The 23,641-nt window shown below is 69.5% G+C and carries 26 protein-coding genes; 7 read left to right on the top strand and 19 right to left on the bottom strand.

Annotation, left to right across the window (positions count from 1 at the left end; all coding sequences use genetic code 11):
• Positions 1–128: 128 nt before the first annotated feature.
• The 8 genes from ACTMS0_RS20925 to ACTMS0_RS20890 all read right to left on the bottom strand — a co-directional run bounded on the left by ACTMS0_RS20925 (position 129) and on the right by ACTMS0_RS20890 (position 8,468).
• Positions 129–902 carry an SDR family oxidoreductase gene (locus ACTMS0_RS20925; protein WP_441156925.1) on the bottom strand — a complete coding sequence of 258 codons (774 nt, stop codon included), beginning with the start codon at positions 900–902 and terminating at the stop codon, positions 129–131.
• Positions 902–1,807 (bottom strand): dihydrodipicolinate synthase family protein, encoded by a 906-nt coding sequence (locus ACTMS0_RS20920; RefSeq protein ID WP_441156924.1) that lies wholly within the window; start codon positions 1,805–1,807, stop codon positions 902–904. The genes ACTMS0_RS20925 and ACTMS0_RS20920 overlap by 1 nt, the downstream gene beginning before the upstream one ends.
• Positions 1,804–2,451 carry an RraA family protein gene (locus ACTMS0_RS20915; RefSeq protein ID WP_441156923.1) on the bottom strand — a complete coding sequence of 216 codons (648 nt, stop codon included), beginning with the start codon at positions 2,449–2,451 and terminating at the stop codon, positions 1,804–1,806. Before ACTMS0_RS20915 ends, ACTMS0_RS20920 begins: the two co-directional genes overlap by 4 nt.
• Positions 2,452–2,460: 9 nt before the next feature.
• Complete coding sequence (locus ACTMS0_RS20910; protein ID WP_441156922.1) at positions 2,461–3,471, bottom strand: tripartite tricarboxylate transporter substrate binding protein; 1,011 nt, start codon at positions 3,469–3,471, stop codon at positions 2,461–2,463.
• A 13-nt stretch (positions 3,472–3,484) separates the two neighbouring features.
• On the bottom strand, positions 3,485–5,041 hold the full coding sequence (locus tag ACTMS0_RS20905; RefSeq protein WP_441156921.1) for a tripartite tricarboxylate transporter permease: 1,557 nt from the start codon (positions 5,039–5,041) through the stop codon (positions 3,485–3,487).
• 33 nt (positions 5,042–5,074) lie between these two features.
• Positions 5,075–5,665 (bottom strand): tripartite tricarboxylate transporter TctB family protein, encoded by a 591-nt coding sequence (locus tag ACTMS0_RS20900; RefSeq protein ID WP_441156920.1) that lies wholly within the window; start codon positions 5,663–5,665, stop codon positions 5,075–5,077.
• A complete protein-coding gene (locus ACTMS0_RS20895) occupies positions 5,640–6,488 on the bottom strand; it encodes a MurR/RpiR family transcriptional regulator (RefSeq protein WP_441156919.1) in 849 nt (282 codons plus the stop codon). The genes ACTMS0_RS20900 and ACTMS0_RS20895 overlap by 26 nt, the downstream gene beginning before the upstream one ends.
• A gap of 1,278 nt (positions 6,489–7,766) precedes the next feature.
• Complete coding sequence (locus ACTMS0_RS20890; RefSeq protein WP_441156918.1) at positions 7,767–8,468, bottom strand: PRC and DUF2382 domain-containing protein; 702 nt, start codon at positions 8,466–8,468, stop codon at positions 7,767–7,769.
• A gap of 561 nt (positions 8,469–9,029) precedes the next feature.
• On the opposite strand from ACTMS0_RS20890, the gene ACTMS0_RS20885 reads away from it, so the two are divergent.
• The 5 genes from ACTMS0_RS20885 to ACTMS0_RS20865 all read left to right on the top strand — a co-directional run bounded on the left by ACTMS0_RS20885 (position 9,030) and on the right by ACTMS0_RS20865 (position 13,547).
• Complete coding sequence (locus ACTMS0_RS20885; protein ID WP_441156917.1) at positions 9,030–9,503, top strand: DUF3618 domain-containing protein; 474 nt, start codon at positions 9,030–9,032, stop codon at positions 9,501–9,503.
• Positions 9,504–9,914: 411 nt separating this feature from the next.
• Positions 9,915–11,279, top strand: coding sequence for a low temperature requirement protein A (locus tag ACTMS0_RS20880; protein WP_441156916.1), 1,365 nt, complete (start codon positions 9,915–9,917; stop codon positions 11,277–11,279).
• A gap of 728 nt (positions 11,280–12,007) precedes the next feature.
• Positions 12,008–12,160, top strand: a complete 153-nt coding sequence (locus ACTMS0_RS20875; protein WP_441156915.1) for a hypothetical protein — start codon at positions 12,008–12,010, stop codon at positions 12,158–12,160.
• 53 nt (positions 12,161–12,213) lie between these two features.
• Positions 12,214–12,390 carry a heme-binding protein gene (locus tag ACTMS0_RS20870; protein ID WP_441156914.1) on the top strand — a complete coding sequence of 59 codons (177 nt, stop codon included), beginning with the start codon at positions 12,214–12,216 and terminating at the stop codon, positions 12,388–12,390.
• Positions 12,391–12,497: 107 nt separating this feature from the next.
• Positions 12,498–13,547, top strand: coding sequence for an L-dopachrome tautomerase-related protein (locus ACTMS0_RS20865; protein ID WP_441156913.1), 1,050 nt, complete (start codon positions 12,498–12,500; stop codon positions 13,545–13,547).
• A gap of 185 nt (positions 13,548–13,732) precedes the next feature.
• Here the strand turns inward: ACTMS0_RS20865 and ACTMS0_RS20860 are convergent, their stop codons facing one another.
• The 11 genes from ACTMS0_RS20860 to ACTMS0_RS20810 all read right to left on the bottom strand — a co-directional run bounded on the left by ACTMS0_RS20860 (position 13,733) and on the right by ACTMS0_RS20810 (position 21,749).
• Positions 13,733–14,092 (bottom strand): hypothetical protein, encoded by a 360-nt coding sequence (locus tag ACTMS0_RS20860; RefSeq protein ID WP_441156912.1) that lies wholly within the window; start codon positions 14,090–14,092, stop codon positions 13,733–13,735.
• Positions 14,085–14,726, bottom strand: coding sequence for a hypothetical protein (locus tag ACTMS0_RS20855; RefSeq protein WP_441156911.1), 642 nt, complete (start codon positions 14,724–14,726; stop codon positions 14,085–14,087). The genes ACTMS0_RS20860 and ACTMS0_RS20855 overlap by 8 nt, the downstream gene beginning before the upstream one ends.
• Positions 14,727–14,737: 11 nt before the next feature.
• On the bottom strand, positions 14,738–15,073 hold the full coding sequence (locus ACTMS0_RS20850; protein ID WP_441156910.1) for a hypothetical protein: 336 nt from the start codon (positions 15,071–15,073) through the stop codon (positions 14,738–14,740).
• A complete protein-coding gene (locus ACTMS0_RS20845; RefSeq protein ID WP_441156909.1) occupies positions 15,067–16,059 on the bottom strand; it encodes a hypothetical protein in 993 nt (330 codons plus the stop codon). The genes ACTMS0_RS20850 and ACTMS0_RS20845 overlap by 7 nt, the downstream gene beginning before the upstream one ends.
• Positions 16,056–16,856 carry an ABC transporter ATP-binding protein gene (locus tag ACTMS0_RS20840; RefSeq protein ID WP_441157053.1) on the bottom strand — a complete coding sequence of 267 codons (801 nt, stop codon included), beginning with the start codon at positions 16,854–16,856 and terminating at the stop codon, positions 16,056–16,058. The genes ACTMS0_RS20845 and ACTMS0_RS20840 overlap by 4 nt, the downstream gene beginning before the upstream one ends.
• A 38-nt stretch (positions 16,857–16,894) precedes the next feature.
• A complete protein-coding gene (locus ACTMS0_RS20835; protein WP_441156908.1) occupies positions 16,895–17,698 on the bottom strand; it encodes a hypothetical protein in 804 nt (267 codons plus the stop codon).
• The gene (locus ACTMS0_RS20830; RefSeq protein WP_441156907.1) at positions 17,695–18,246 is read right to left on the bottom strand and encodes an RNA polymerase sigma factor; all 552 of its coding nucleotides are present in this window, start codon (positions 18,244–18,246) and stop codon (positions 17,695–17,697) included. Before ACTMS0_RS20830 ends, ACTMS0_RS20835 begins: the two co-directional genes overlap by 4 nt.
• 405 nt (positions 18,247–18,651) lie before the next feature.
• Positions 18,652–19,422, bottom strand: a complete 771-nt coding sequence (locus ACTMS0_RS20825) for a MerR family transcriptional regulator (RefSeq protein ID WP_441156906.1) — start codon at positions 19,420–19,422, stop codon at positions 18,652–18,654.
• 30 nt (positions 19,423–19,452) lie between these two features.
• Positions 19,453–20,214 (bottom strand): ABC transporter permease, encoded by a 762-nt coding sequence (locus tag ACTMS0_RS20820; protein ID WP_441156905.1) that lies wholly within the window; start codon positions 20,212–20,214, stop codon positions 19,453–19,455.
• A gap of 9 nt (positions 20,215–20,223) precedes the next feature.
• Complete coding sequence (locus ACTMS0_RS20815; RefSeq protein WP_441157052.1) at positions 20,224–21,057, bottom strand: ABC transporter ATP-binding protein; 834 nt, start codon at positions 21,055–21,057, stop codon at positions 20,224–20,226.
• 221 nt (positions 21,058–21,278) lie between these two features.
• Positions 21,279–21,749, bottom strand: coding sequence for a UPF0158 family protein (locus ACTMS0_RS20810; RefSeq protein WP_441156904.1), 471 nt, complete (start codon positions 21,747–21,749; stop codon positions 21,279–21,281).
• 136 nt (positions 21,750–21,885) lie between these two features.
• Between ACTMS0_RS20810 and ACTMS0_RS20805 the strand changes: the two genes are divergently transcribed.
• Positions 21,886–22,692: an SAM-dependent methyltransferase gene (locus tag ACTMS0_RS20805; RefSeq protein WP_441156903.1), complete on the top strand. Its 807-nt coding sequence runs from the start codon at positions 21,886–21,888 to the stop codon at positions 22,690–22,692.
• 196 nt (positions 22,693–22,888) lie between these two features.
• Complete coding sequence (locus ACTMS0_RS20800) at positions 22,889–23,497, top strand: class I SAM-dependent methyltransferase (RefSeq protein ID WP_441156902.1); 609 nt, start codon at positions 22,889–22,891, stop codon at positions 23,495–23,497.
• Positions 23,498–23,641 lie beyond the last annotated feature (144 nt).

Genomic DNA, 23,641 nt, shown 5'->3' with positions numbered 1-23,641 from the left:
GACCTCAAGGGAGTCCTCCCAGCGGGCAGTCGGCGATGAAACAGGAAACCTCACGGGTGACCGTGAGAATCCCGGTCCTTCAGGACCGGGAGGATGTCAAGAGAGCCTTTCGGTGAGGGGGGGGGGAACTAGTACGAGCCGACGAGGCCGCCGTCGCAGCGGATCTGCTCACCCGTCACGTACCCGGCGGGTGTGCCACAGAGGAAGGTGACGACCGAGGCGAACTCCTCCGGTCGCCCGTACCTGCCTGCGGGAATGGCCGCCTGCGACCGGGCCCGGACGTCGTCGACATCGGCGCTCTCCCGCTCCGCCTGAGCGCGGTCTAGGGCGGAGACCCGGTCGGTGTCGATGCGACCGGGCAGCACCATGTTGACGGTCACCCCGTCAGCGGCGACCTCGCGCGACAGCGTCTTCAGGTAGGCCGCCAGCGAGGCGCGCCCGAGATTCGACAAAGCGAGGTTCGTCAGCGGCTGCTGAACTCCGCTGGAGCCGATTGCCACGATCCGTCCCCAGCCGCGCTGTCGCATGCCGGGAAGGACCTGGGACACCAGTTCGATCTGCCGTACGAGCAAAGTCTCGACGGCGGCGCGGGCGGCGTCGGGGGTCAGTGTGGCGGCGGGTCCCGGCGGTGGCCCGCCGGCGTTGAGGACCAGGATGTCCACCTCCCCGAAGGCGTCACGGGCGGCAGTGACGAGGGCGGTCGCCGCATCCGGACGAGTCAGGTCGACCTGCACGCCGACGGCGCTGGGCAATCGGGCTGCCTCGGCATCGGCGACGTCGCCGCGGCGGCCGGAGAGGACGACGCTGGCGCCCTCGGCGGCCAGGGCGCGGGCGACGGCCAGCCCGAGCCCCGAGGTCGATCCGGCCACCAGGGCCGTACGTTTGTTGATACCGGTATCCATCAGGGCTTTGCTCCCTCATATACATCGAGGTGCATGGTCAGGATCCGGCTCAGCGCCTCGGGCATCGGCGGCGCGGGCGGACGTACCGCGGCGTCGGCGAAGATGCCCCTTCTGCGCAGCGCCTCCTTGCGCAGTGCCAGGCTGATACCGGGTTGCGCCTCGAAGTTCGCCAGCGGCAGCCACCGCGCGTACGCCTCATGGGCTGCGGACATCTGCCCGGCCTTCCAGGCCTGCAGCGCGGCGAGCAGTCCCTCGGGACGGGAGAAGCCCGTCATGGCGCCGGCCGCGCCGGCGGCCAGCTCGTCGAGCAGGCCCACGCCGCCGAGCCCGCCGAACACCGGCACGTCGGTGTCCGCGGTCAGCTCCGCGATGGCCGCCGCGGTGGGCGGCGCCTCGGACTTGACCGCCACGACGAACGGGCACTCCGCGAGGGTGGCCAGGATCTGCGCGGAGCTGATCCGCACCCCGCTGACCACCGGATAGTCCTGCAGGACGATTCCGGCGCCGGTGGCGTGGTGGATCACCGTGAGGTGCCGGGTGAGCGCCTCCGGCGACGCGGTGTTGGCCTGCACCATCAGCCCGGCGAGGGCGTCGCCGGCGGCCCGCACCGCGGTGGTCGCCTGCTCGATGGCCGGGGCGGTGTGGCGGGCGGAGAGGCCCACCACCACCGGCAAACCCCGCGCCTCGTCGACCACCGTCTCGACGACCTGCCGCTGTTCGGCCGTGTCGAGCGCGGCCCCTTCGCCGAACACGCCCAGCGCCACCAGTCCGGTGGCGGGCAGGTCGCGGAAGAGGGCGACCTCGCGGCGCAGCGACACTTCGTCGACGTGGCGGTCGGGGCCGGTGAACGGGGTCGCGAGGATTCCCCACAGCCCGCGCCCAAGCTGGGTGTGACGGTCCGTCACGACTGCCTCCTGTCCTGCACGATCGGTGGGATCACCCCGGAGCGGATGGTGGCCAGCCGCTGTTTCTCCCGCTGGTGCCGGCTGGTGGCGCCGTCCACTGCTGCGGCCAGGTGCCCGCGCGGCAGGGATATCACGCCGTCGGCGTCCCCGATGACGAGGTCACCGGTGCGGACCACCCGGCCGCCGACAGTGACGTCCTCGCCGATGGTGCCGTCGTGGGACTTGCCGGCGTGCCGCATGCACACTCCGATGGCGAAGACCGGGAAGCCGAGCCGCTGGATTTCCTCCACGTCCCGGATCGTCCCGTCGATGACCAGCCCGGCGAGGCCCCGAACCAGGGCGATCTCGGTGAGGATGTTGCCCCAGTGCCCGTACTGGTGGCCGCCGGCGTCGACGACCAGCACAGAGCCCGCCGGGGCCGTGCGGACCGCGCGCTGGATCGCCAGGTTGTCACCGGGGCCGGTGCGGGCCGTGTAGGCCGGGCCGGCCAGGCGTGCGCCCGGCCAGACCGGCCGGATCCGGGTGTCGAGCCAGCAGTCCAGGCCCGAGCCCTCGTAGGCGGTCGACGACCCGAAAGCTGCCAGCTGTCTCACTTGCTCGGCCTCGTCGGCTTCGAGCAGCGGACCGTTCTGCAAGACGTCCATGTAGTTTCCTCAGCCCTGCTCGGCCCTGGCCAGCGGCACCAGCTGGGTCCACTTCTGCTCCAGCTCCGTCCAGGTTTTCTCGGCCCAGGCGGTGTCCTCGTAGCCGAACACGTAGCCCCCGGCCTCCATCTTCGCCTTGAACGCGGCGTCCTGTTCGGCGGCGGCGACGGCGTCCTTGATGGCGTCCTGCAGCTTCTCCAGCACCGGCGCGGGCAGACCGTCCGGGGCGGAGAGCACGTTGTACGAAGCCCAGATGAGGTCGTAGCCCTGGTCCTTGGCGGTGCGGACCTGCTCAAGACCGGGGATGGGCTCGGTGTCCAGCGCGGCGAGCGCCTTGACCTCACCCGTGTCGAGCTGCGACTTGAAGGTCGGCACGGTGCCGAGGGACACGTCGATCTGGCCGCCGATGAGTGCGGTGAGCTTCTCGCTGCCGCTGTCGAACGGCACCACCTTCAGCTGGGTGCCGGTGGCCTGCTGGAACTCCAGCGCGGCGATGTGGTCGTCGCCGGTGAGGCCGTCGACGCCGACCGTGAGCTTGCCCGGAGCCGCCTTTGCCGCGGCAACCAGGTCCTCCAGCGACGCCCAGGGTGCCTTCTTGCCGACCGCGACGATGCCGCGGAACCGGTTGATGCGGGCCAGCGGCTGGAAGTCGTCCTTGCCGTAGGTCGCCTTCTTGTCCGGGTTGATGTACGCCAGCGACGATGGCAGGTTGGTCAGGCCGATGGTGTGTCCGTCGGGCTTGGCGCCGGCGAGGGCGGTCAGGGCGATCTGGCCACCCGCGCCCACCCGGTTCTCGATGACGACCTTGGTGCCCAGTTCCTTGGCGAGGAACGGCTCCAGCTCCCGGACGAGCAGATCGGAGGAGCCGCCCGCGGTGTAGGGCATCAGGATGGTGACCGGCTTCTGGCCCGGGTAGTTCCCGGCGGCTTCGGAGCCGCTGCCGGACAGCGAACCACAGCCGGCCAGCACGGTGAGCCCTGTCAGCAGGGCGGCGGCTCGCAGGGTCAGGCGACGATGCATGGGGGTCTTCTCCTCAGGATTTCGTGTCGGCGAGGGATGTGGGTTCGGGAGACTGGGGGGTCTCGGTGGGGCGGGGGGACGTCGGGACGGTGCGGCGCGCCGGACCGGCGGCGCGTACGACCGGCGGGAGCACCACCGCGCAGAGCGCGGCGATGAGCAGGACGAGGGCAAGCGGGCTGCGGGCGAAGGTGGTGACGTCGCCGTCGGCGAGCAGGAGGGCGCGGACCAGGTTCTCCTCAAGCATCGGGCCGAGCACCATGGTCAGGGCGATGGGAGCCAGCGGTACGTCGAGCTTGCGCAGGATGTAGCCGAGGACTCCGGCGCCGAGCAGCACCAGGATGTTGACCGGGGCCTGGGTGACCACGTAGGCACCCAGCAGCATCAGGCCCACGACAAGGCCGAAGAGGATTCCGTACGGGATGCGCAGGATCGCGAGCCACACGCGGATCAGCGGCACGTTCATCAGCAGCAGGAGCACGTTGCCCACGAAGAGGCTGGCGATGATCGCCCAGGCGATGTCGGGGTGGTCGCGGAAGAGCAGCGGGCCTGGCACCAGGCCGTGGACGACGAAGGCGCCCATCATGATCGCCATGGTCACCGAGGACGGGATGCCCAGGGTGAACATCGGCACCATGGTGGCGATGCCCAGCGCGTTGTTCGCCGTCTCCGGGCCGGCCACGCCTTCGACGGCGCCCTTGCCGAACTGGTCCCGGTGCTTCGACAGGCGCTTCTCCACCACGTACGAGGTGAAGGCCGTCGCGGTGCCGGGCGAGCCGGGCAGCAGCCCCATGAAGAATCCGATGACGCTGCCCCGGGCCATCGGCCCCACCGAGCGGCGCCAGTCCTCCCGGGTCGGCGCGATCCGGCCCAGCCGGGTGACCCCGCGGCCGATCATCCGCTCCTCGAGGCCGACCAGCATCTCGCTGAGGCCGAAGAGGCCCATGATGACGGCGACCAGGTCGATGCCGTCGAACAGTTCGGGCAGCCCGCCGGTGAAGCGGGGGGTACCGAGGACCGGGTCGAGGCCGACCAGGCCGATGCTCAGGCCGATCACCGCGCACGCGAGCCCCTTGACCACGTGGCGTCCGGCCAGCCCGACCACCAGCGCGAGGCCCAGCAGGCCGAGGGCGAAGTACTCCCGGGGGCCCAGCGCCAGCGCCTTGAGCGCCAGCGGGGCGGCGAAGACCATGCCCAGGGTGCCGAAGAGGCCGCCGACGAACGACCCGACGGCGGCGATGACCAGCGCCGGACCGCCGCGGCCCTGGCGGGCCATCTGGTAACCGTCCAGGGCAGTGGCCACGGAGGACGGTTCGCCCGGCACGTTGAGCAGGACCGCGGTGATCGTGCCGCCGTACATCGATCCGTAGAGGATCGCGGCCATCATGATGATGCCGGGGATCGGGCCGATGACGAAGGTGACCGGCAGCAGCAGGGCCGTGGCGGCCGGCGGTCCGAAGCCCGGCAGGATCCCGACGACCATGCCGAGGACGCAGCCGACCAGGGCAAAGGCCAGGTTGGCTGGTTGGAGGACCTCCTCGAAGCCGAGAAGGAGCCCGGAGAAGGCGTCCACCTCAGCACCTCCCCTTCAACAGCTCAGGCGGGGTCACAGCAGCGGCCCCAGGAACGGGGCGAGCACGCCGTACGGAAGTTGGATGCCCAGTGCCGTGGTGACCAGCAGGAACGTGGCGACGGCGAAGAGCGGGCCGGTGATGAGCGCGGTACGCCAGCGGGCACCGGCCAGGGCGGTGAACAGGCTGACCGCCAGGGCCGAGCAGAGCAGGTACCCCAGTGGGCGTAGCAGGACGGCGTAGCCGCCGATCACTGCGAACGTCGTCAGCGCCTTGCCGACGATGCGGCGGTCCGGCGGAGGCTCCACGTCGCCATCGGGGCGGTACCGGCCGCGCAACCCGCCCACGAGCCACAGCGCGCCCAGCGCGACCAGGGCGCCGCCGATCAGGGTCGGGAACAGGCCCGGCCCGGGAAGCTGGCCGACCCGGAAGGCGTAGGACTGCGCGGCGAGCAGCAGCGCGACCCCGAAGGCCACGGTCGCTGCCGCTCCCCCGATGTTGGCCAGCCGGAAAGCCGATGGCGACCAGGCGGGGCGGGCCTTGACCGCCTGCCCAGAGGCCGCTCGTTCGGTCGAGCCGGTCACGACGGTCTCGGCCGATTCACGCGCCGTGGGACGGTTCGTCATCACCCACCACCCGTGCGATGTCGTCGAGCAGGAACAGCGCTTCCTCGGCCGACGACTCGGCGAGGTGGTACAGCGCGAACTGGAGGGCGTAGGAGATTAGGAACGGCACCAGCAGCGACCGCTGGTTGGCGTTGGGGCCGCGGGGCGCAACGATGAGCTGGTTGGGGGCGGGGTCGTAGAGGATGCCGTCCTCGTCGGCGATCACGGCGGTGGACGCTCCGACGCTGTTCGCGTACCCGTTGATGCGGTTGAGGCGACGGTCGGGCCGGCGCAGGACGAACGAGATGATCAGGTCCTCGGGGCGCAGGGTGATCAGGTGTTCGGCGATCAGCCGACCGCTCAACGGCAGCACCAGGGCGTCAAGGCCGAACCGCCGCAGCCGCCGTTCGAGCACGGTGAGCACTGCCTGCGCGTATGGGGGGCCGAACAGGTAGCAGCGCCGGGCCCGCAGGATCTGTCCGGCCAGCTCGTCGATCTCGTCCTGGGAAATCACTCGGGCAACTCGTTGCATGGCGGCCGTCTCGTCGTCCACAAGGCTGGCCAGGGTGTAGGCGGACTTGGGACGGCTGCGCGCCCGGTCGGCGCTGGTCAGGTCGGCTAGCGAGGGCCGCGCCAGGTCGGCACGCAGCTCCCGGTACCCGGCGTACCCGAGCCGCTTTGCCAGCCGGATCACCGTCGTTTCGTGCACGTCGAGGCGGGCGGCGACCTGCGCCGCGGAGAGCTTCGACATCTCCTGCGGCTCTTCGAGCAGCAGGTTGAGCGCCCGGCGTTCGGCCGGGGTCAGGCTGGCCGTCAGTTGACGGGCCATCTCACTGATACCCACCGGGGCGTGCCTCCTTCATGTGATCCTGCCAACCTGCGCAGGACTGCATGTTGTTGGCCACACTTCGGCCACGTCAAGGCCTCGTTACGTTCCTGTTACCTGCGCCGCAACCAACGGGCGGCCAGCGGCCGGCGCGACGCGCCGATCCGGCGCACCCGGACGCTCTGCCGGTTGGCCAGGCGACGCCCCCCGGCAGATGCCTCACATGGCGACGAATCGGCAGAGATTCTCGGCTCCGAATATGCGTACTGAGCGATGTATCACCACAAACAAGCGACCTCTTCGAGTTCGCCGAAGAGGTCACCGAGGAGAGGGCCCTGGTCAGGTCGTTGCGCATGAGATTGGCGTTCCAGAAGATGGAACAGCCAGCGGCGACGGATCGGAACCGCAGGCGATCGCCGTGGTGACCGACCTGGGCTCAGCGCCCGAGCGGTCGGCCCTGCTCGGCGGCTTGAAGCTCGACCCGGACGCGGACCCAGACGACGAGCTGCGGGCAGGACTGCTTGACGGGCTCTACCCGCAGCACATGACCACCACCCGGCATAGAGCGCGCGGTGGATCCGACCAGTGCCGCCACGCGGATCGCCATGTCAGTGCGTCACATCAGTCTGCCCAGGAAACACCGGCTGTCGTGTGCCGCTGACACCGCTGAAGGTGTCCGACGAGCACCACGGACGGATGGTCCTTCGCGCAGCGAGCGGCAAGCGGTTTGTGCGGCATCATCGAGGCGTGGCGAACCTGTTGCAACGTTGGCGACGACGGGCTGAGACGACTCGGAAACTCCGTGCGCTGGGGGATTGTCCCGCGTGCGGCCACTCGTGGATGGAGCACGGCTTCGGCAATGACGTCGACGGCATGTGCGGTGAATGCGCGTACGAGTTTGAGCATGACCAGCGGGAGACTCCGGAGCCTGGCTGCAGGCTGCCGGCCCCGCCAATCGAGTGAGAAGGCGCCGAAAGTACATCGCAGCATGAGCCGGCCGTGATCTGCGACGGTCGGCCGTGATCGGCGAGCGCCTCGGTCGCTCAGGCCGTCGCGGCCAATCGTCCGCTCATCGGCTTGCATGGGCGCCTCGTATCCGCACGAGTGCCTGCACCTGCTGAGCCATGAGGTGCCGGGCCGTTTCATCGGGTGCGCCCGGTAGCGTCGGCGAGGAAGAACCAGTGTCCACTTGTGCTGGTTCTGCCCGGGGATCTTCGGGGAGGCCACGCCCCGAACGGGGGGCGGGTCGAATGACCCGCCCGCCCTTGGCACCCAGTTACCGAAGCGCCCTGGCCCTTACCGCCGGCGGCGGCTGGGCTCCGGGATGTTCGCCTCGATCTCCTCGTGCCGGACCTGCTCGTCGATCGGCTGGTCCTCGACCACCTCGTTCTTGGCGAGGCGGACCCGCTCGACCGGCACCCGGTCCTTTGCCGCCACGGGACGTTCGGCGCGCAACTGCATCTCCTGCTGCGCCTCACCCATGTCGGCGCGGACGTTGCCCGCGTCCGCGGCGGTGATCGGCTCGCGCTCGACGTACACCTCGTCGTGCTCGACCGGCACGGTCGTGTGCACGTTCTCGGTGACTACGTTCTTGCGCAGCACCGCCTTGCCGGCGGGCTGGCTTTCGGTGCCCACGCGCAGCCGTTCCTCGGAGCGGATCAGTTCCTCGCGGCCCTGCGGGGCCTGCTGCGGCTGGATCCGGTAGTGCGCGAACAACTGCGCGGTCTGCTCGGCGCTCAGCGGAGCAGCGGCGCCAGGCGGCACGCTCGGGGCGTTCTGGACGGTTGCCTTGTCGTAGGCAACCGTCAGCCGCCCGTCCTGCATCTGCGCGTTGCCCAGCGGGGCCATCGGCTCCTGCCGACCACCGGTCTGCACGCTCACCCAGGCCGGGTAGCCCGCAGTGGCCCATACCTGGTCAACACTGCCGATCTTCGTACCCGACTGGTCCTGGACGTCCTTGCCGTACAGCGAACGCACCTGCTGTTCAGTGAGTTGCACGGTCGTCCTCCTCTCGCGTGTCACCCACCGCGTACCCGACGACCTCCCGGCGATTCGCCGCCCTCGGGTCTACAGGAGTTGGGCCGCGGGCCAGTAGCCACCCAGGCATAACGTCCCCACATGTGGGGATTCGCCGATTACGTGCGCGACCTCGATGGGCGCGTCGGACAATCAAGGCAGGCACGTTCGGCGCAGGGAGCGATCATGGCGCGCAGGAGAAACTCAAGAGCTCGGCAAGCGTTGATCCTTGCCTTCGAAGTAGGGGCGTTGACCGGGGCGGCGGGACGCTGACGCTGCGACGTCGCAGACAGGCGGATGACATCCCGGCGGGTGATATCGCCGGCCACTGGGCGACACCGCCTGGCCGTCACCGGGCCGGCGTTTCGACGAACCCCCACAGGGCTCGGTGACAACACCAGCGGTACAGCAAGGCTGACCCGGCAATCCCCCAGCACCCGTCGGACGTGTCAAAAAGGCCATACCACCCACACCGACGGCGACCAGGGACAGCCTGCGGGCAGACACCGAGACGATACGCAGCGCGACAGGTCGGAGGCGGTCATGAGCATGGCAAACGCAAGCAACGACCCGGACAAGATGCGGCAGGACATCCAGCAAACGCGCGCGGAGCTGGGCGACACCGTCGCCGCGCTGGCCGCCAAGACCGACGTCAAGACCCGCCTACGCGGCAAGGCCAGCACCGCCTCCGGCGGACTCCGGCAGCGCTTGACCACGGCCGGCCAATCAGCCAAAACCTCGGCAACCCAGATGTTCGGCACGGTCAGCCAGAAGACGTCCCAGCGCGCCGCAGCCACCAAGCAGAAGACCCGTCAGGCCGCAACCACACCACGCAACTCCGCCGCACGCGCCACCCACACCACCGGCGAAGCCAAGTCCGCCGCAGTCACCTCCGCACGTGCCGTGACAACGAAGGTCGGCACCGCAGTACGCGCCAACCCCGTACCAATCCTCACGGCCGCCGGTGCCGCAGCCGCCCTCACGCTCGTGGCCTACCGCCGCAGGCGGACAAGATGACCGACGGCCTGGTCGCGGCCTGGGCCTCGACCGCGTCGACCCGCCCGGAGCCGGCCCGGCCCGTTCTGACCCCTCGCTTGTAAGTTCTGAGCGCTTCGTCCGGCGGCGTCAACCCCTGTCCGCCAGCTCGGCGTTCGTCCGTGGACCGCTGTCGCCGGCTGTCGTGATATCGCCCCGTTGCTGTCGCCGGCGCAAGACACACGGTTGAGGAACGGTGTAGCGCTTGCCGCGCAGACCCTCCTGCTACCAGGGCAAACGTCTGATCTCTTGCCAGCGTTGCGCTTGATCATTCCGCGCATGTTCCGGATCTTGCCAATCTCGGCCCTCGCGGTCCCGGCATGACCTTGGCCCCTGTTACCGCTCCTGGCGGCTGCGGGCACCCGTCGGGGGACCGGGTGCAGCGGCGCGGCAGTGACCCGGATCAGCTTGTCGCCGAGTACCCCACCGCTGATCGAACAGGCCGACCCGCCCATCGCGGTTGACGGCGGCGTTGGTCTGGCTCCTTGCCAGAGCGCAGCGTGGTACGACTTTGGTTGTGACCGTTACAAACCCGGTAAAACGGGCGAGTCGATGACGACGGGCCCGGCGGCCGGGATTCTGCGTGAGGGCGGGGGCCGGAACCAGGCTACCTTCCTGGAACTGTTCTTCGACCTAGTCTTCGTCTTCGCGCTCACCCGGGTCACGCAGCGGCTGGCCGAAGACTTCACTACCCAACGGCGGATCGTATTGCCCGAAGTCGGTCAGACGACGCTGCTGTTCCTGGCACTTTGGCTAGTATGGACGCTCGCCGCATGGGTGACCAGCAGGTACAACCCCGAGCGACCGTTGATTCGACTGCTCATCGTCGCAGTCATGTTCGGCAGCATGATCATGGCGGTCTCGGTGCCCGAGGCGTTCGCCGACGACGCACCGGTCTTCGCCGGAGCCTACGTCACGATCCAACTCGGCCGCCCCCTCGCGCTCATGCTCGCCCTGCGCGGCGATAAGCAGCAGCAGCGCATCCCCGCCCGGATCGCGTGCTGGTCGGCGGTTTCCGCCATCGGGTGGATCTGGGGTGCCACCCTTCCAGAGGGCAAGGCGAACGGGATCTTGTGGGCGCTCGCGCTCGGCGTGGAATATCTGGGGTTTCTCCTCGGCTGGCCGACGCCGGGGCTCGGCCGCGCCCGAATCCCTGGGTGGAGGATCGCCGGCGAGCACCTGGCCGAGCGCCACCAGCATTTCCTCATCATCGCGCTCGGCGAATCGATCCTGCTCACCGGCTTGACCTTTTCCGCCGGACCTTTCGGCGTCGAGCAGACGGCGGCGTTTATGGTGTCCTTCGCCACCACGGTGCTGCTGTGGCAAATCTACTTCTCCCGGGCCGGGTACGCGCTGGCAGAGGCGGTCCGGGCGGCGGAATGGACCACCCGCCTGAGCCTGTCGTCGACCTACACCCACATGTTCATGGTCGCCGGCATCCTGGCCACCGCCGTCGGCTACGAACTCATCATCCGACACCCGACCGGGCACACGGACCCAGCTTGGCTGGCCGTCATCCTCGGCGGACCCGCACTGTTTCTCGCCGGGCGGAGCCGCTTCGGCTACGAGGTGTTCGGCCGAAGGTCCCGGACCGGGATCGGCGGGCTGCTCGCGCTGGCCGCGCTGGCACCGGGCATGGTCCTCGTGCCCCCGCTGGCGGTCGCGTCCGCCGCCCTCCTCGTCCTCGCTGGTGTCGCCGTCGCCAGCGCGATCCGCGGCCGCCGCCGGCCCTCTGACGGGCCAACACCGCCGGCCTGATACGGACCGCGCTGGCGCTGATCCGCACCGCGTCCAGGTCGACGTCCTAGCCAGTCGAACATCACAAGCGCGTCCGCCCGCCACAACACCAGGTCGACCCGCAGCCTTCTCGGCCGCCCGGTGGCCCCAAAGCGTAAGTGACACCTGCCGAGTCTCCTCACCTCAGACCTTGAAGCGGAACTTAGGGCCGCGCTCGGCCCACCAGCGGCAACGTTGCCCGATAGCTGGTCACAGGGCGTCTGAGGCTGCCATGGTTGCTCCCTGGTCGACAACGTTTGACGGTGTCTCGTGCCCCCTGTGCGCCCCACGCGGCCGAGACGTCTCTCGACGTTGTGGACCAGAATTCGCGAGTCATCTACATTCGGTCGGTGGATGTCGGCGCCGTCGTCGAGTTTGGTCTGGTGGTCTTCGCAGGCCCTACCTGCCTGCCACGATGCGCTGGACACCCGAGCCGCCCCTGACCTCTCTGCCCGCCAGTGGCGGCGTCGGCCGTGGTGCGCCGGGCGTCCGCCGACGAAAACGATCCTCTTCCCGCGCAATGACGCAGTCACGTGTCCTCCTCAGGGGTGTCGCCCTGACGACCAGGTTTGTGGTGCGGGACGGCGGGTAGCCCGCGTCACTCACATGCGTTGACCCGGCGGATGCGGTGGGGCGCGCCCGAGTGTCCTTCAGCCAGCCCGTCACGGGGGTGACTCGCCGTCGCCATTCCATACAAGGAGCGTCCGTCCATGCCCGGCGTGACCGAGATCTCATTGACCAGCATCCCGCTCGAGCGGGCGCAGCGCGCACTCGACGCGGGGCGAGCCAAAGGCATCGAGCTCGGCACCGCCTTCACCATCGTGGTACTCGATTCCGGCGCGCATCTCGTCGCAGTTTCGTGAATGGACGGGGCACTGGCCGCGATTGAGACCAGCCAGATCAAGGCCAGAACGCAGTGCTGTTCGCCCAACCCGCCAAGGACCTCGCCTCAGCGGTACAACCCGGAGCGCCGATGTTCTCGATCGAGGCCGCGACCCGTGACCCACTGGCGTTCGTACCGGGTGGAATACCCGTCACCGACGCCGACGGGCGGGTGATCGGAGCGATCGGCGCCGGTGGCGGCAACCGGTGATCAGGACCATCAGGTCGCCACGGCCGCCATGGCGGGGATGTAGCGCAGACGGGGTGGCGGCTGATCTGGAACTGGGCGACGGCCCCGCGGACGTTAGGAGTACGCGCATGACGGTTCTAACCCAGCGGGAGGATCCCCGCCTCATGCCGGTGCTGTCCGCCGACCGGTGCTGGACCGGTGTCACCACCACGCCCGACGGGCGGATATTCGTCAGCTTCCCGTCCGCGGACGGGCCCGGCCTCCAGGTCGCCGAGGCCATGCCCGACGGCCGGTTCGTCCCATACCCCGACGCGGAGTGGAACCGGGTCCGTGACGACCACGACCCGGCCGGCGCTTTCGTCTGCGTCAACGGGCTGCGGACCGGTCCCGACGGGCGGGTCTGGATCGTCGATGCCGGCGCCCCCGGCATCGGCCTGCCCGCCGTCGCCGGCGGCGCCCGTTTGATCGTGATCGATCCCGCCACTGACGAGATCGCGCACATCTACGACCTCGGTCCGGCGCTGCGGGAGACGAGCTACATCGACGACGTCCGCTTCAACCGTCAGATCGCATACATCACCGACGCCGGCGCACCCGGGCTCATCGTGCTCGACCTGACGACCAGCCAGGCGCGTCGGGTGCTCGACAACCATCCGAGCACCGTCGACCGCCGCACCATGCGGGCGGACGGGCAGGTCCTGCGTGGGCAGGACGGCAGCGAACTGCGCGTCCACGCCGACCAGCTCGAGGTGTCCCCCGACGGACGGTACCTCTACTTCCAACCGGCCTCCGGGCCGCTTGCCCGGATCGAAACACGCTGGCTGGACGACCCGTCGGTCCCCGACGACACCCTGGCTGAGCGGGTCGAGACGTGGCTGGACACCCCGACCACCGGCGGCACCGCCATCGACGCGGCCGGCACCATCTACCTCAGCGACGTGGAACTACGCCGCATCCTGACCATCACGCCCGACCGGCAGGTCGACACCCTGCTCGCCGATCCGCGCCTGATCTGGGCCGACGCGATGTGGATCGACGATTCAGGGCACCTGTGGATCCCGGCCGCCCAGCTCAACCGGACTCCGGGACTGGCCGGTGGGGCGCGGTCGGTCGACTACCCCGTCTGGATCTACAAGCTGAAGATCGATGCCGCCCCGCCGGCCCACGACCACACCTGACAGATGTCACCACGCCCGGCGGCCGGTGGCATGCATTGCACTGTCATGCCGCTGATCACGCGTGCTGGTTTGGACGTTCGCTTCCGGGCCGATGGGTGGCGCGGTCCGCTGCCCGGATGCCACCGATCGGTCGGCACCGCCTCCTGTTCTGCCGCTGGGCGAATGCGTCGGCTCGCGAGGCGTCGTCACGGCCGCCACCGCTGTGGCAACCGACGAGCGTTAGGGTCGACGGGTGCGGAAATGGGCGCCGGCGGAACGCGGATGACGCCGCGATGAGCGTTGACTGGGGTCGCCTCGGGCACGCGTACGGCCGGGCCACCGACACGCCGCAGCACCTGTACGCACTGGAGTTCGGAGACGCTGAGGCTCGAGCCGCCGCGCTGGACCATCTCGACAGCGCCGTACTGCACCAGGGCTTTCCCGAGACGGCGACCGCGCCGGCCGTCCGGGTCGTCACCGAGCTGCTCGCCGAAGGGCGGGCCCATCCGGACACCGTCGAACCGCTCCTGGAGTTCCTCGGCGACGCGGCCCTGAGCGTTACCCACCTGTCCGGCGATCGCTACTTCGCCGCGTTCGCGCCGCTCCTGCTCCCTCACAAGCGGCTTCGGCGGGAGCCCGCGCGGCCGGCCCTGCTATCGCGTACGCGATGAGCCCGCCGACCGCGAGTAGCGCAGCCGTCACCGCGGCCGCCTTGCTGTTGGGGGCTTGCAACTGCCAGGTGAGGACCGGGTTCGAGGCCCAGGGTGACAGGGGAAACACCACCGCGGCCAGCGTCCAGCCCAGCGGCAGGAACCAGGATCGGGACGCGCCGATCGTCACCGCTCCCAGGGCGGTCAGCCCCAGCAGCCCGGCCGCGTCGCGGACCACCAGCCAGGCGGGACCGAAACGCGCACCGGTCACCAGCGTGGCCAGTAGCAGCCCCACGACGACCGCCAGCGCCGCCAGCAGATGCGCGGCTCGCCGTGTCGGCCACGACAACGCAGCAGTGCGCTCCAGGGCATCGTCGGGGCCGGCGAGGGTGGCGGTGAGCGCCGCTACCAGCAGCAGGACGGTCAGGATGACCATCGGCACGCCCACGTCCCGGGCGTCGGAGAAGACCGACCACAGTGACCACGTCACCACCGCGGTGCCGCCGGCTGCCGCCAAGGCGATCGGTGCGCGCCGGGAGCGCAGGTACAACGTCAGCCATCTCATCGCGCACTCTTGGTGAGTAGTCCGTCGAGGTCTTCGCAGGCCAGCGCGGCGCGGCGGACCGCCGCCACGCGGGCTGCCGCCTCCTTCTCGGGCAGGCGCTGCAGGCCCCGCCACAGCGTCACGGCTTGGGCGTTGTCCTCGGCCGGTTCGTCGGCGGACTCGGCCAGCGGCTCGCGGCCCATCAGCCAGTAACCGGCCGCGCGCGCAACCGACCTGTTGATGCCGCCACGGCAGCCGTGCGTGTTGGCACCGGCCGCATACAACATGTCGGGGAGGATTGTCGCCTTCGACGCGAGGTGACCGTACTTGTCGGTCCTGACCGTGATCAGCACGACGTCGGCCTTCCGGGGTGGCGACGTATCGGGGTAGTACGTGGTGGTGTCCTCGTGCACGGTGGTCGGCGGGTCGGCAGCTTGGCCAGCATCGCCAGGGCCTGCCGGGCCAGCGGGGTCACCTCGGGCAGCAGCCCGGAGTGGACGCGGCTAACGCAGACACGGGGGCTGCCCTCGGCGCACACCTGCTCCTGCGCCACCGGGTCGACGGGGTTCGCGACGAATTCGTCGTTCCGCGGAATGACCATGATCGCCACGGTGGCGCCGAGCGCCGCCGGCAGCAGCGCCGCCACGCGGGTCCGCCAGCTGCCGGAAGCGAGCAGCACCGCGGCAGTGACGGCGAGCGCGGCAAGCCAGATGGCCTGCGCGGCGCTGACCCGGCCGTACACGGTCTGATAGTCGGTGTACTGGCCCATGCCGTACATCGGTGAGAACACCAGGGCCAGCCACTCCCGGGGACGGACGGCGGCGGGAATGACCAACAGCAGCCCGATGCCCACCACGGCCAGCGCCGGCGCGGTCACCAGGGACGGCACCAGGCGACCGATCGCCAGGCCGAGCCAGGCCGCCGCGACCAGCGCCAGCGCACCGACGGCCGCGACGACGAAGGCCGTCGCCGGCAGATAGCGGGCCGTGTCGATGATCCATGGCACGCCCACCGCCACCACCGCCAGGTAGGCGCACACCGCCGCGATGCCCATCGCACCGAGAGTCGGCACCATCCGCTGGGACCGTGGCCGGGCAGTGCTGGCGAAGAGTTCGGCCACGTTGGACCGGTGCTCACGGCGGGCCTGCCAGGCCCCGGCGGCAAGCGCCAGCGGCCACAGCAGCACCAGATACTCCCGCTGCACCATGGCCAGCGGCATCCATCCGGTTGACCATCGTTGCGGTGCGGCATAGAGCAGGACGGCGCCGGCCACCAGCAGGATCAGCACGGCACCGGCAGCGGCGGAACGGCGCAGCTCGATACGTAGAATGCGGCTCACCGGCCCGCCTCCGCCCGGTGCCTGCGCAGCAGCGCCGAGTAGCCCCGCTCGGCCGGGCTGTCGCCGGCGTCGCCGTGGCCGCCCTGCGTGATCAGGTCGTCGGGGGTGCCCTGGTAGACGAGTCGGCCTTCGTCGATCATGACGACGTCGGTGCACGCGGCCACCACGTCCTCCACCAGGTGGGTGGAGACCAGGACACAACTGTCGACGCCTATGTCGCGTAGCAGTTCGCGGAAGTCGAGGCGCTGCTCGGGGTCGAGACCGACGGTGGGCTCGTCGAGCAGCAGCACCTCCGGGTCGTTGACGATCGCCTGCGCGATGCCGGCCCGGCGCAGCATGCCGCCGGACAGCGTCTTCATCCGCGCGCCGGCCTTGGCGGTCAGACCGACCCGGTCGATCGCTCGCTGCACCGCACCCGGCACCAGGCTCTTGGGCATCTCCTTGAGCCACGCCATGTACTCGACGAACTCGCGCACCGTGAATCGCGGGTAGAACCCGAACTGTTGCGGCAGGTAACCCAGACCACGACGGACCCGCTGCAGGTCGGAGCGGCCATCGACCGACTCGCCGAGCAGGGTCAGCCGCCCGCCGGCTGGCTTCACGACCGTGGCCAGCGCGCGCATCAGCGTGGTCTTGCCGGCGCCGTTCGGGCCGAGCAGGCCGTGGACGCCGGTGCCAAGAGCCAGGTCGAGCCCGTCGACGGCCAGATGCCGGCCGGCGCGCACCCGCAGCCCTTCGGCGTGTACGGCCCAGGGGTGGGTGGTGGGAGCCGTCTCGGCCGCGCTCACCGAACGCATCATCGAAGCCTCCGTTGGCAGGAACGTGCGAGGGGTTGTCATCTGCGGCTGGACAGCCGTCGGTAGCCGTCGGCGCGGCTCGCCGCGAAGGCGGCCAGCGCCACCGTGGCCAAGGCCCAGGCCGGAACGCTGCCCGGCTCCAGGACCACCGGCAGGCGTTCGGTGGCGATGCTGGGCAGCACCACGGCGAACGCCCAGAGCACGCCGACACCCGCTGCGGCCCGGCGCACGCCGACCACGGCGCCCAACGCGATGGTGGCGGCGGTGAAGGCGAGGCACGGCAGCAGCACCAGCGCCAGGGACGCCCCGGAGCCGGCACCCGCCAGGGCGAGCGCGGGCACGACGACGGCCAGCACCGACGCGGTACGCCGTAGCAGCATCGTCATGCCGGCCGCGGGCGTACCGGCGATCAACTCCCAGGCCGGGTCTACGCGGCGGCTCCAGGCGACGGCCACCCCGGGCAGCGGAGCCACCGGAGCCAGCAGCAGTACCAGCGAGGGCAGGTCGGGTTTGAGCGTCTCGAGCAGGACCGCGCAGCCCAGCACCGCCACCGTCATGGTTAGCCACGGCAGCAGCGCCCAGACCAGCCAGCGCCGCTGCACGGCCGACCACGGGCGGCGTGCCCGTACCGGAGCCGGTCCGGCGGCGATACCCTCGTCCAGTCCGGCGGCGACCCGGTCGAGCAACGCCCGGGTGTCGTCGGTCGCGGTGCCCGCCAGCCGGGCGCGGCAGTCCGGGCAGCCCTCGAGGTGCACCTCCACGGACCACACGGTGGCGTCGTCGAGGCCGCTGCCCCCTTCGGCATAGCGGGTGATCACGGCGAGATTCGGATGGATGGTCATGACAGTGCCTCCCGCAGAGCGATCCGAGCCCGCCGGGCGCGGGACTTCACCGTGCCTTCCGGCACGCTGAGCAGCAGGGACGTCTCCCGCACGGAGAACCCGTCAAGAACCATCGCCTGTAGCACCTGCCGCAGCTCCGCCGGCAGCACGAGCAGCGCCCGCTCCAGCTCCTGGCCGACGCACCCGGCCATCACCTGCTCCTCGGCGGCGGGTGCGACCGTCTCGGCGAGCGGCACCGCCGCCACCTGCGCCTGCCGGGCCCGCCGGCGGAACGCGTCGACCAGACGGTTGGCGGCGATGGTCCACAACCAGCCCACCGCGCTGCCGGCGGCGGCCGACCCGGCGAAGCCGCCCGCCGCCCGCCAGACCGCCAGATAGGTCTCCTGCATCACGTCGGCGACCACGTCTTCGTCGGCGCACCGGCGACCCAGCCGCACGGCCAGCCAGGGTGACGTACGCCGGTACAACTCATCGAACGCCCGCCGGTCACCGGCGGCGACGCGGCGCACCAGTTCCTCCTCGTCGGCCGCGTCCAGGCTTCGTCTCACACCAGGTAAGACGATCCCCCCCTCTGGCACGGTTTTCGGACAGCTGTGATCCCGATCACTCGGCATCCAGGAACCACGAGCCGATACTCGCCGAGCACTTCCTTCGAAGCGCGAACTGACCCGGTGCAGCGCATGTGAACACATCAGCCGGCGCGACCGCGCATCGTCTACGGCATGTGCGGATGTCAGGTCAGCGGCAGATCGCAATCCTGACCCCAGACAGTCCGTAGGGCACGAACCGGGGAATACCAGGTGTGCACAGCGGTCATACGATCCCGAGCGTCCGACGACCGCTCGATTTCAGACCAGAAGGAAGTCGCCGCACGTTTCGTCACTGGCCGTGACGCCGGTCGGCGGCAGTTGAGTGCGACCGATCTGACGCGGATGCGGGCACGGCGTGACGACTCAGGGCTCGCGCTTCTCGACCCGAGTCCACCCGGTCCAACCACGCTCGGCGATCAGCTCCCGCAGCCGCGCGACGGCGGGGTGGGCGCCATCGGCGAACGAGTCCATCAGGTGGATGAACGCCGCGTCGGGCATGTGCTCGTCCTGCCGGTCCAGCTCCCCGCTGACCGTCGCCTGCTCGAACAGTTCGCTCATGAGGTCGGCCGTCTCGCGCAGGAGCTCCTCGTCCTCCCAGTTCTCTGCGATCCGACCGATGAGCTGGTAGAGCCGGACGATGTTTGGGTTGGCAAGCTGGGCCACCTTGTCGGCCATGATCGCCGGGATCGCTTCCGGCCATCGCGCCGCCATCAGGATCCAGGCGTCTCGCTCGAGGTCGATGACCGCCTCCGGCGCTCCGGTGGCACGCAGGCGGTTCAGGTAGTCGACCACCTCTTCGGGAAGAGCCAACGAATCACCGGAGCCCAGCTGCGCGATCCGCCGGCGGTGCTCCTGCAGCGCGCGGATCTGCGCACGTAGGTGCCGGTCGACCTCGGTGGTCGCGGCGGCGAACGTCTCCGGGTCAGCGTCGAGCAGCTCGCGGACCCGGGCCAGCGGGACGCCGGCCTCGGCCAGGGTCCGGATCCGGATGAGTCGCACGACCGCGACGGCGTCGTACGTCCGGTAGCCGGAGGCATCGCGCTCCGGCTCTAGGAGCAGTCCGATCTGGTGGTAGTGCCGCACCGCGCGGATGGTCACCCCGGCGTAGGACGCAAGCTGTCCGATCGTCAGCATTGCTTCAGCCTGCCCGATGGCGACGCATGGTCAACTGATCTTGCGATGGTAGATGGCCATGGCGAGGGCGTACGCGACGATGAGGAGGCCGACACACCAGGCGAGGGCGATCCAGAGCTGGCCACCGACCTCCTGCTGAGCGAACAGGTCGCGGATCGTGTTGACGATGGAGGTCACCGGCTGGTTCTCGGCGAAGGCGCGCACCGGGCCGGGCATGCTCTCGGTGGGTACGAAGGCGGAGCTGATGAACGGCAGGAAGATAAGCGGGTAGGAGAACGCGCTCGCGTCGTCAACGGACTTCGCGGTCAGGCCGGGGATGACGGCGAGCCACGTCAGGGCCAGCGTGAACAGCATCATGATGCCGGCGACCGCGAACCAGCCCAGCGCGCCGGCCCCTGAGCGGAAGCCCATGAGGAGGGCGACCAGCACAACGACCACGAGCGAGATCACGTTGGCGACCAGCGAGGTCAGCACGTGCGCCCACAGCACGGACGAGCGTGCGATCGGCATGGACTGGAACCGCTCGAAGATGCCGCCCTTCATGTCGAGGAAAAGCCGGTATGCGGTGTAGGAGATGCCGGAGGCGACCGTGATGAGCAGGATGCCAGGCAGCAGGTAGTTCACGTACTTGTCCGATCCGGTCTGGATCGCGCCGCCGAACACGTAGACGAACAGCAGCATGAAAGCGATCGGCATGATCGCGGTCGTGATGATGGTGTCGGGGCTGCGGCTGATGTGGCGCAGGGACCGCCCCAGTAGGACGGCGGTGTCCCCGAAGAAGTGCTTGGTCATCATGAGTCCTTAGCTGTTCGTGCCGTCGGCGCTGGCCGCGCCGGCTTTGCTGCCGATGCCCTTGTCACCGACGATGGCGAGGAAGACGTCCTCGAGGCTCGGCTGCTTTTCGACGTACTCGACCTTGGCGGGCGGGAGCAGCTGCTTCAGCTCGGCGAGGGTGCCGTTTGCGATGATGCGCCCCTCGTGGAGAATCGCGATCCGGTCGGCGAGCTGTTCGGCCTCGTCCAGGTGCTGCGTGGTGAGCAGCACCGTCGTGCCGCCCTCGGCGAGCTCCTTGACGCTGTTCCACACCTCGACCCGAACTTGCGGGTCGAGCCCGGTGGTCGGTTCATCGAGGAAAATCACCGGCGGGTCCCCGATGAGGCTCATCGCGATGTCCAGGCGGCGACGCATGCCACCCGAGTACGCCGACACCTTCCGCTCGGCCGCGTCGTTCAGCCCGAAGCGGGCCAGCAGATCATCCGCGATCCGACCGGCGTCCTTCAGGTGCCGCAACCGGGCGACCAGCACCAGGTTCTCCCGCCCGCTGAGGATCTCATCGACGGCCGAGAACTGCCCCGTCAGGCTCATGGACTCGCGCACGTTCGCCGCTTGCGTGACGACGTCGAAGCCGCAGACGCTGGTCGTCCCCGCGTCTGCCTTCAACAACGTGGACAGGATCCTCACGACCGTGGTCTTGCCCGCCCCGTTGGAGCCGAGCAGGGCGAAGATGCTGCCCCGTGCCACGTCGAAGTCCACACCGCGCAGCACGTGCAGATCCTTGTACGACTTCTCAAGACCCTGCACGTGGATCGCAGGCCCCCGGACCTGCTCGGTTGTCATCTGGAAATCTATGGACATGGCGCCAGCATGCGGGGTTGACGCTGCGTCAAGGTCAAGCCCCGGGAGTAAGGAGCGCAGTCCGGTCACGCTCCGGGGAGTGGCGTCAAGGCTGATCCTTCGCTCGCTCATCGGCAGGACCGGGTGTTCGCTGCATGCACTCCTCGCCACGCACTGTGACGCCCGGTCGGCGGCAGATGCGTGCGTCGTCGTCTGGGAAGCCGCGCGGCGCGGACGCCAGCTCAGGGAAGGTCTGGATCTGGGTGCTCGGCCATGAAACGCTCGCCCGTTTCGTCGTCGACCAGCGAGTTGTCGACCAGCCATTCCACCGCCCGCCGCCTTGCGCGCACGTCGCGGAAGGCGTACCACGCCGGCAGCAGGTGCGGATACTCCTCGTGCAACTCGTTCTTGAACCGGCGGAAGGCACCCCGGCCCTGGATAGCTCGCGCGAGTCTGCGGCCGGCCGCCGCGTCACTGATCCTCTCAGCGAAGTCGGCCATGTCCTGGTACCAGACGTAGGACGGCAGCGGGTCGATGCCCACCAGGTCGAGGTCGTCAAGGTCGACGGGCGTGTCTCCGTCGATGCCGCCGTCCGCCGTCCAGAACACGATCTCGCCGGTCTGCGGGTTGATCAGCCATCGGTGCTCGTAGTCGGTCTGGTCCTCGAGCGCGGTGGCGATCTCCTCCAGGTCCAGTCTGCTCAGGTCAAGCATCCGGCCACCATAAACCCGCTTCCTTCCGTGCTTCGACCAGGGACAGCGCGACCAGCGACATGGCGAAACGGCGCTGGCGGCAGATCCTTGCTGGGGATCTGGCCGGAGTCGTGGCGCAATCTTCTCGGTCGGCGACATGGCGATGCTCGCGGTGCGGGGCGGAATGCCGACGTCTTTGCTCTCGTGTTCACTGTCAACCGTGGATCGTCAGCGGCTCAGCAGCATCGCGCACTCGCACCACCCGATCGCGGCACCGATTTTCGGCGTCAACGTCAACCGGCTCTTGCGCCGGGCGGACCGGCGACCGGCGGCACGCATTCTCGACCTCGGCTGCGGGGAGGCAGCCTGGGCACTGCAAGCCCTCGCTCACTACCCCGACGGGCACGCGGACGGTGTCGACGTCAGCCGGTACGCCCTCGAACGCGCCGCGGCAGCGGCCGCTGAACGAGGCCTCGCCGATCGGCTCACGCTGCATGAGCGCGATGCCCGGACGTACGTGCCGGACGGCGACTACGACCTGGTGCTGTGCGTCGGGTCGACCCACATTTTCGACGGATTCGCCGGAACGCTGCAGATGGCCGGCCGGCACGTGAACTCCGACGGGATCCTCGTGATCGGCGAGGGCTTCTGGCAGGTCCCACCGACTCCGCAGGCCCTCGCCGCGCTCGACGCGAAACCGGAGGACTTCACCGATCTCGCCGGCCTGGTGGACGTCGCCGAACAGGCCGGCTGGACCCCGGTGTACGCCCACATCAGCGATGCTGCCGAGTGGGACAACTACGAATGGTCGTGGGTCGGCTCGCTCACCGAGTGGGCGCTCGACAACCCTGGCCACCCCGACGCCGCCGAAGCGCTCGCGGTCGCGCGCGAGCACCGGGACCAATGGCTGCGCGGGTACCGCAATCTGTTGGGCTTCGCAACCCTGGTGCTGCGCCACACCTGACCGTCGGCGGCGTCGAGGGCTATTGGTAGACGCTGACTCCCCACGTCCAGCCATCGGCATAGTCGCGCGACCAGCGGCAGATGTGCTCATCTGACCTTGCCCTCGGATCGCCGGATGCGGGCACCGCGAAAATCGACGCGCGTTCCCGCGCTGGCCCGGCCTGCTCTGCCAATCCGAGAGCCCGTACTGTCGCGTGGTGAACCTGGAGCAGGTCCGGCAGGCATATGCGTCCGTCGCGGAGCTCTACATCGAGCTGTTCGGTACAAGCCAGCAGGTACATGCCGACGACCTCGCCTTCATCGGGCGACATCTGGCGGGCCGACCTGGCACGGTGCTCGATCTGGGCTGTGGGCCTGGCCATATCACCGATTACCTTCGCTCGCTGGGCGTCAACGCAACGGGAATCGACATGGTCCCCGAGTTCATCGCCCATGCGCAGGCAGCTCACCCGAGCGGCAGCTACCAACTCGGGTCGATGGAAAATCTCGCCGTTGCCAACCACTCCATCGCCGGCATCCTGGCCTGGGGCTCGTTGATCCATCTGCCGCCGAAAGATCTCGACGGAGTGCTCGCTGAGTTCCGGCGAGTAATGGCCCCGGCCGGAACGTTAGTGCTTGGTCTCTTCGTAGGTGACGAGGTCGCCGCCTTCGACCACAAGGTCGTTACCGCCTATCGCTGGCCTGTTGACGAGTTCTCCGAGCGACTGGCGCGAGCCGGCTTCACGGAAGTTGAGCGCCTGCAGCGGCCCAGCGAAGGCACTCATCGGCCACACGCCGCCATCGCGGCAATCGCGACCGAAGGGTGAGCTGAGTCGGCGAGCCACCGTGCACTCACATCGGCCACGACCGAGCGTTCGACCCACCGCCCCTCGTCACGGAGCGTGGCGCCCGGTCGGCGGCAGATCCGGATGCCGTGAACCGCGGTCGGCGGTGAACTATGCCGGGACGAG

The sequence above is a fragment of the Micromonospora sp. H33 genome, assembly GCF_052068455.1.
Lineage (GTDB): Bacteria > Actinomycetota > Actinomycetes > Mycobacteriales > Micromonosporaceae > Micromonospora.
Note: the sequence above shows the minus strand (reverse complement) of the source record. Positions and strands in the feature narration are given on the sequence as shown.

Excerpts from the sequence above, each read along its gene's own strand:
- ACTMS0_RS20900 (WP_441156920.1), bottom strand. The coding sequence starts at position 5,665 with ATGACGAACCGTCCCACGGCGCGTGAATCGGCCGAGACCGTCGTGACC.
- ACTMS0_RS20840 (WP_441157053.1), bottom strand. The coding sequence starts at position 16,856 with ATGCGTTCGGTGAGCGCGGCCGAGACGGCTCCCACCACCCACCCCTGG.
- ACTMS0_RS20915 (WP_441156923.1), bottom strand. The coding sequence starts at position 2,451 with ATGGACGTCTTGCAGAACGGTCCGCTGCTCGAAGCCGACGAGGCCGAG.
- ACTMS0_RS20925 (WP_441156925.1), bottom strand. The coding sequence starts at position 902 with ATGGATACCGGTATCAACAAACGTACGGCCCTGGTGGCCGGATCGACC.
- ACTMS0_RS20910 (WP_441156922.1), bottom strand. The coding sequence starts at position 3,471 with ATGCATCGTCGCCTGACCCTGCGAGCCGCCGCCCTGCTGACAGGGCTC.
- ACTMS0_RS20820 (WP_441156905.1), bottom strand. The coding sequence starts at position 20,214 with ATGACCAAGCACTTCTTCGGGGACACCGCCGTCCTACTGGGGCGGTCC.
- ACTMS0_RS20875 (WP_441156915.1), top strand. The coding sequence starts at position 12,008 with ATGCCCGGCGTGACCGAGATCTCATTGACCAGCATCCCGCTCGAGCGG.
- ACTMS0_RS20815 (WP_441157052.1), bottom strand. The coding sequence starts at position 21,057 with ATGTCCATAGATTTCCAGATGACAACCGAGCAGGTCCGGGGGCCTGCG.
- ACTMS0_RS20835 (WP_441156908.1), bottom strand. The coding sequence starts at position 17,698 with ATGACCATCCATCCGAATCTCGCCGTGATCACCCGCTATGCCGAAGGG.
- ACTMS0_RS20865 (WP_441156913.1), top strand. The coding sequence starts at position 12,498 with ATGACGGTTCTAACCCAGCGGGAGGATCCCCGCCTCATGCCGGTGCTG.
- ACTMS0_RS20825 (WP_441156906.1), bottom strand. The coding sequence starts at position 19,422 with ATGCTGACGATCGGACAGCTTGCGTCCTACGCCGGGGTGACCATCCGC.
- ACTMS0_RS20885 (WP_441156917.1), top strand. The coding sequence starts at position 9,030 with ATGAGCATGGCAAACGCAAGCAACGACCCGGACAAGATGCGGCAGGAC.
- ACTMS0_RS20810 (WP_441156904.1), bottom strand. The coding sequence starts at position 21,749 with ATGCTTGACCTGAGCAGACTGGACCTGGAGGAGATCGCCACCGCGCTC.
- ACTMS0_RS20805 (WP_441156903.1), top strand. The coding sequence starts at position 21,886 with ATGGCGATGCTCGCGGTGCGGGGCGGAATGCCGACGTCTTTGCTCTCG.